The sequence below is a fragment of the Carboxylicivirga marina genome, assembly GCF_016612505.1.
Classification (GTDB): domain Bacteria; phylum Bacteroidota; class Bacteroidia; order Bacteroidales; family Marinilabiliaceae; genus Carboxylicivirga; species Carboxylicivirga marina.
The window spans coordinates 22,985-29,124 of the sequence record NZ_JAENRR010000059.1 but is presented as its reverse complement, the minus strand read 5'-3'; the positions used below and the strand labels follow the sequence as shown (position 1 = coordinate 29,124).

Below are 6,140 nucleotides of genomic sequence, written 5' to 3'. Positions count from 1 at the left end.
CCCGAAGACAACAAAATCTTCAGGCTAATAGAAATGCAGCTTTCAAGTGCTGCCTAATAGACATGGGAAATGTCAGTCAATTATATTCCATCAACATGAAGTACTTTATACACTCGTAACATTAAAAATCAGGCTTTGATTATTGAAATATATAAAAGATAAAAACACGTCCATACAATATCAATTTATAGTTGCTTTCAATTTATATACTCATAAACTAGTTGCAGAAGCGTAAATAGTAATACCTTTACAGTGACAACTTTACGGTTTTCAAAATTCAGAACACCCCACTACTGAAAAATTGGTAGTGGGGTTTTTCTCACGCATTCTATGTACCTAAAATATAATCAACTGCTTTTTGTGCCAAGCTAGCTGCTGAAATGATAAACTTCTTATCACTTTTTAATTTCCCTAACCAACCTTTGATGTATGCTGCACTATTATCAATTGTTACATTTTCAATACCACTGATACCACATAGGTAAGCTGCTCCCATTTCGGCTACTAATTCCTCTTGACTGTAGTCTTTGCTACCAAAATTAAGATTTGGAAATTGCTGATGGCGATTTAAACGTTTTTAATTTCTAATAATTTTCAGAATATGACCATAAAGGATTTGGAACCCTTTTTAATGGAAGCACCTAATTGTTTAACCTGATTAAAGGTGAGGAAATATGGCCGTTCAAAGCCAAAGCTTAACAAATACCAGAAGTTAAATCCTCTGTATGGCTTTTTAGAGATTAAATTTCTAGGAATGGATTCAGTCCAACAGCACTTAACTGATTAATAAAAAAACTTTCCCTGACTGTACCAATATTCACGTCTTCATCAGAAATGGCATATTGTAAATTAGGATGTGAAGATGAATTTTTTCTGGCTTTAGTAGAATTACAACCACCTGAATAACTACTTGTTACAATCCGCAAATCTTCCAAACACTTGATGTATTGAACCAGATTATTTCGACCAATTCCCGTACGTTTACATAATTTAGAGACATTGGTTTTAAATGGGATCGATTCAGCAATAATGTGCAACAACAGCCTAATTATATTCCCTCTTGGTAACCATACTTAATTATATTGTAGAAAATATCCATGTAAGATACTAATTGTCAAGGGTAGTATAGAAACATATCGGCCATTACACAGTAGATAATCAATGACTTAAGTCGTTTCATAACGAACCATTATTAAAAGCTACACATAACAAATAACCATTCTAGATAGTGAATAATAAAAAAAACTCGGTAAATATTTGCACAATAAATTCGCGATACTTATTTTCGCATCGTTAGAAAGGTAATTATGAGTGTGAATCATCCAAAAGGAAGTGCAGAATATATCAACAGACTGAACAAGATCAAAGTTTTGAATCTTATTCGGGAAAGTGGTTCTATATCCAGAGCTGAAATAGTCAAGCAAACTGGACTAAGCGCTCCTACCATAACACGAATAGTTGATAGCCTGATTAATAAGGAGAAATTAACTTCTCAAGTTGGCATTGGTGAATCAAAAGGAGGACGACCTCCCGTAATTGTTCAATTCAACGGTGAAGACAACTATGTTATCGGTATAGATTGGGGACGCACACATATTTATGGTGTAATTTCTAACCTCAATGGCAATTCTCTAGCCAAGCTTGATGTGAGAACAGAAGTTGGTGATGGTTTTGAAACCGATTTAAAACGGGTAATTAGTTTAATTGAGAAACTATTACATAAATCTAAAATAGATAAAAGAAAAGTATATGGTATAGGGGTTGCTGCCGCAGGTTTCATCAATAAAAAGACCGATATCATTGAATATTCACCAAACTTCAAGTGGAAAGATGTTGATATTAAAAAGCCACTTAAGGAATTCTTTAACGTGCCTGTTATTGTTGATAATGTATCGAGAGTAATGGCAAAAGGCGAACTGATGTACGGCATTGGTGATCGTTGTAAAGATTTCATTTTTATTAATATTGGATACGGAATAGGTTCAGGCATTATCATGAATGGTCAAGCTTTTTATGGCTTTGATGGTATGGCCGGAGAAATTGGTCACAATAGAATTAGTGACTCTTCAGCAGGTGGATTGCAGTGCTCATGTGGTAAAAAAGATTGCCTAGAATGTTATTCTTCTGGGCGTGGGATTGCAGAAATGGCAATGGATAAGCTTAAGTTTTATCCTAACTCAAGCCTAAATAAACTTGAAAAAATATCAACACAAACAATTGCAATTGAGGCTCATAAAGGTGACGAACTTGCACTTTACATCTTTAATCAGGCGGCAGACTATCTTGGTTTAGCAATTGCATCTGTTGCAAATATTTTAAATCCGGCAGCTATTGTTTTGGGTGGAAAAGTTATGAAATCCGGCTCATTCTTTACAGAACGTATAAGAACGGTATTTAATCGAGAGATTATTCAGCAACCCAACCGTAATATTGAATTATTACAAAGCCAGCTTGGTAACGAAGCTGCTGTAAAAGGCGCTGTGTCACTGATATTGAACGAAGTATTAAATTTTAGAGTATAGACTATTTTTTTAATAACTTATTTTCTTAACGTTAAGAAGATACTTAAAAATAGAGAACATGTTAAAAGGTATATCACCACTTATCAGTCCTGAATTACTAGAAGTCCTTTCTCGAATGGGCCATGGCGATGAAATAATATTAGCCGATGCACACTTTCCGGGTGAAAGTTTCAATGATCGCGTGCTAAGAGCCGATGGTTTAAGAATTCCAGATTTACTAGAAGCCATCTTACCATTATATGAATTAGACTCATATGTACCAGCTCCATTAACAATGATGGCAGCGGTAGAAGGCGATCAACTAGACCCCACAGTTGAAGAAGCATATCTTGAAGCCATCCATAAATCAAATCCAAATGTGGCTCCCATTGAACGTATAGGCCGTTTTGATTTTTATGACAAAGCGCGTAGGGCCTTTGCAGTTGTAATGACTGGAGAAACTGCAAAATATGGAAATATCCTGTTGAAGAAAGGTGTAACGCCATCGATATAAAAATCTAAATCAAAATTAAATCCTGCAAAATGAATAAAATTACAGAAAAGGTAGTTGAGAGAAAGTATCTGCTACCGTTTATCATTATTACAAGTTTGTTTGCCCTATGGGGATTTGCCAATGATATAACCAACCCAATGGTAGCAGCTTTTAAATCAGTCATGGAAATATCAACCGCAAAGGCAGCACTAGTTCAGTTTGCTTTTTACGGAGGTTATGCAACCATGGCTATCCCGGCGGCTTTGTTCGTACAGAAGTTTAGCTATAAAAAAGGGATATTATTAGGTTTAGCTCTTTATGCCACAGGAGCTTTACTTTTTTGGCCAGCTGCCCAATACGAAGTATTTGGTTTCTTCCTTGTATCGTTGTACATCCTAACATTCGGATTAGCCTTTTTGGAAACAACAGCAAATCCATTTATTTTATCACTAGGCTCAGCTAAAACGGCTACTCGCAGGCTTAACCTCGCTCAAGCTTTTAACCCAATTGGTTCTCTGTTAGGAATGACAGTAGCTTCACAGGTTATTCTAAAAGCATTAAAATCAGATAAACATTTTGATGCAGCCGGCAATCTTATAGAATTTTCAACATTGGATGCGGCCACTAAAGCAATGGAGCGTGCACATGATTTAATGATCATCCGTAATCCTTATGTAATTTTAGGATTAGTTGTCATTGCCATGTTTGTTATTATACTGGTAACTAAAATGCCAGCAACCGGGCATTCAGATGATATTCACCCAATGCAATCGTTTCGCCGACTTATCGCCAATAAAATTTATCGCGAAGGAGTAATTGCTCAAGTGTTTTATGTGGCAGCTCAAATCATGTGTTGGACTTTTATTATTCAATATGCCGGTCGATTAGGGATTGATAAAGCAACAGCACAGCTAATAAACATGGGAGCAATGGGCATGTTCCTGCTAAGTCGATTTATTAGTACATTTTTGATGAAGTACGTTAATTCACGCCGACTTCTTCTGATTTTTGCCATAGGAGGTATGCTTTGTATTTTCGGTACAATACTGATTGATGGCATGTTTGGCCTTTATTGCCTAGTAGCAACTTCAGCTTTTATGTCATTAATGTTTCCAACCATTTATGGTATTGCACTGGAAGATGTTGGCAAAGATGCTACGCTGGGAGCAGCTGGTTTAGTGATGGCAATTGTGGGTGGCGCCTTAATGCCGCCAATGCAAGGTGCGATTATAGATTTGAGAACAGTGTTAGGCCATCCAGCTGAAAACGTATCCTTTATTTTACCATTAATGTGTTTTGTGGCAATCGCTATATTCGGACATAGAGCTTATAAATCAAGTATTCGATAAAAGATATAAGGCGTACGAATTCTTTCTGCGCCTTATATTATAGTATGAATAAAAAATTTAAATACATAATTTCTTAAGGTTAGAAATAAGCCATAGATTCTATAAAAATTAAAAATTAATTACTATGAAAACAATGTTAGCAGCTTACCTTCCAGGTAACAGTACAGTAGAGATGAAAGAAGTTCCAGTTCCAACCCCTGGACCAGGGCAGGTATTGGTTAAAACAAAAGCTTCTACAATATGTGGTAGTGACATTAGAGCAATCTATCGTGAGCACCTTGGAAAAGGTCCTGAGGCATACCAGAATAAAGTGGCCGGTCACGAACCGTGTGGTCAGATTGTTGAGTGTGGTGAAGGCATGGCACGTTTCAAAGAGGGCGATCGTGTAATTCTTTACCATATCTCTGGTTGTGGTGTTTGTAACGACTGTCGTCGTGGTTACATGATTTCTTGTACATCAGAAAAACGTGCAGCATACGGATGGCAGCGTGATGGTGGTATGGCTGAGTACATCCTTGCAGACGAAAAAGATTGTGTATTATTACCAGATGAGTTATCGTATGTTGATGGAGCACAAGTTGCTTGTGGATTTGGCACTGTATACGAAGGTATTGAGAAGTGTGGTATTTCAGGTAAAGATGCTGTTTTAGTAGTTGGTTTAGGCCCTGTTGGTTTAGCCACATTAATGCTTGCAAAGGCTTTAGGTGCTAACAAATTAGTTGGTGTAGATACTGTTCAGGAGCGTTGCGATATCGCTAAGGAATTAGGTTTAGCTGACTCTGTATACCTAGCAGGCCCAGACACCTTAGATAAAGTATTGGCTGAAACGCATTCTGGTGAAGGTTTTGAAAGATCAATAGACTGTTCGGGTAATACACATGGTCGTCAATTAGCTATTCGAGCTACTCGCAAGTGGGGCAATATGGTGATGATTGGTGAAGGTGGTACAGTTGAGTTTAACCCATCTCCGGATATTATCCATGATCAAATTACTATCCACGGTTCATGGGTAACATCATCTTCAAGAATGGAAGAGTTAGTTGAGCTATTAGTTCGTTGGGACATTCACCCAGAAGATTTGGTACAGCATCGTTTTGAATTAAAAGATGCGGACAAAGCATATGACTTAATGGATGGCGGTAAATGCGGTAAGGTTGCCGTTGTATACGACGAAGAAATCAAGTAAGATTTATAGTCAAATAGACCTTAGACTGTTAGTAATTTTCTAATGGCCTAAAGTCTAAAAATCTAATATTCAATAGAATGAGAACAGTAAAAGTAGAACAACTATCGCTCGAAGCATACAAGCCATTTGGAACGTACGCAAATCTTATTAATCCAACAGATGAGAAATTAGGTGCTGCTCCAGTTGAGTTTTTTCGCGATCAATTGCAATTAGATGTACGAGGTGATATTCCTTTCAGTTATTCATGCTGTCGTGTGGAAAAACGTGATAACATCATCAATGTTTTAGAATACCATTCATCATGCGGTGAAGTAGTACTTCCTCTTGATAATGACATTCTATTACAAGTTGGTCCAGCAACCGCAAATGCCGATGAAATACCTTTGGATAAGATGCGTGTTTTCTTTGTTCCAAAAGGGACAGCTATCACCATTAAGCCAGGTGTTTGGCATTGGGGGCCTTTTACTCCAAATGAAGAACCTGCCAATATTCTCATCAATCTTCCTGAAAGAACTTATGCAAATGACTGCGTAGTTAAAGAATTAAAGGAAGCAGATTTTATTAAAATAGAAATGTAAAATTTGAGTATCAAGACATAAGTATCAAGGCCA

7 protein-coding genes and 1 pseudogene are annotated in these 6,140 nt (G+C 37.0%); 5 read left to right on the top strand and 3 right to left on the bottom strand.

Going from position 1 to position 6,140, the window contains the following annotated elements:
• Nucleotides 1–328: 328 nt before the first annotated feature.
• The 3 genes and pseudogenes from JIV24_RS18075 to JIV24_RS18065 all read right to left on the bottom strand — a co-directional run.
• Nucleotides 329–565: pseudogene (locus tag JIV24_RS18075) on the bottom strand (zincin-like metallopeptidase domain-containing protein); the annotation flags it as partial.
• A 29-nt stretch (nucleotides 566–594) separates the two neighbouring features.
• Nucleotides 595–702 carry an ArdC family protein gene (locus JIV24_RS22890; RefSeq protein WP_353890332.1) on the bottom strand — a complete coding sequence of 36 codons (108 nt, stop codon included), beginning with the start codon at nucleotides 700–702 and terminating at the stop codon, nucleotides 595–597.
• Between the two features lie 38 nt (nucleotides 703–740).
• Nucleotides 741–1,037, bottom strand: coding sequence for a hypothetical protein (locus JIV24_RS18065; RefSeq protein WP_200466480.1), 297 nt, complete (start codon nucleotides 1,035–1,037; stop codon nucleotides 741–743).
• Between the two features lie 270 nt (nucleotides 1,038–1,307).
• Between JIV24_RS18065 and JIV24_RS18060 the strand changes: the two genes are divergently transcribed.
• The 5 genes from JIV24_RS18060 (at nucleotide 1,308) to JIV24_RS18040 (ending at nucleotide 6,107) form a co-directional block, all read left to right on the top strand.
• Nucleotides 1,308–2,522 carry an ROK family transcriptional regulator gene (locus JIV24_RS18060; protein ID WP_200466479.1) on the top strand — a complete coding sequence of 405 codons (1,215 nt, stop codon included), beginning with the start codon at nucleotides 1,308–1,310 and terminating at the stop codon, nucleotides 2,520–2,522.
• Nucleotides 2,523–2,580: 58 nt separating this feature from the next.
• Nucleotides 2,581–3,015 (top strand): L-fucose mutarotase, encoded by a 435-nt coding sequence (gene fucU, locus JIV24_RS18055; protein WP_200466478.1) that lies wholly within the window; start codon nucleotides 2,581–2,583, stop codon nucleotides 3,013–3,015.
• 29 nt (nucleotides 3,016–3,044) lie between these two features.
• Nucleotides 3,045–4,343 carry an L-fucose:H+ symporter permease gene (fucP, locus tag JIV24_RS18050; RefSeq protein ID WP_200466477.1) on the top strand — a complete coding sequence of 433 codons (1,299 nt, stop codon included), beginning with the start codon at nucleotides 3,045–3,047 and terminating at the stop codon, nucleotides 4,341–4,343.
• A 124-nt stretch (nucleotides 4,344–4,467) separates the two neighbouring features.
• Nucleotides 4,468–5,529 carry a zinc-dependent alcohol dehydrogenase family protein gene (locus JIV24_RS18045; protein WP_200466476.1) on the top strand — a complete coding sequence of 354 codons (1,062 nt, stop codon included), beginning with the start codon at nucleotides 4,468–4,470 and terminating at the stop codon, nucleotides 5,527–5,529.
• 77 nt (nucleotides 5,530–5,606) lie between these two features.
• Nucleotides 5,607–6,107, top strand: coding sequence for a DUF4867 family protein (locus JIV24_RS18040; RefSeq protein WP_200466475.1), 501 nt, complete (start codon nucleotides 5,607–5,609; stop codon nucleotides 6,105–6,107).
• Nucleotides 6,108–6,140: the final 33 nt, after the last annotated feature.

Bases quoted from the DNA above. Each gene is read 5' to 3' on its own strand.
- JIV24_RS18040 (WP_200466475.1), top strand. From the start codon at position 5,607: ATGAGAACAGTAAAAGTAGAACAACTATCGCTCGAAGCATACAAGCCA.
- JIV24_RS18045 (WP_200466476.1), top strand. From the start codon at position 4,468: ATGAAAACAATGTTAGCAGCTTACCTTCCAGGTAACAGTACAGTAGAG.
- JIV24_RS18060 (WP_200466479.1), top strand. From the start codon at position 1,308: ATGAGTGTGAATCATCCAAAAGGAAGTGCAGAATATATCAACAGACTG.
- fucP (WP_200466477.1), top strand. From the start codon at position 3,045: ATGAATAAAATTACAGAAAAGGTAGTTGAGAGAAAGTATCTGCTACCG.
- fucU (WP_200466478.1), top strand. From the start codon at position 2,581: ATGTTAAAAGGTATATCACCACTTATCAGTCCTGAATTACTAGAAGTC.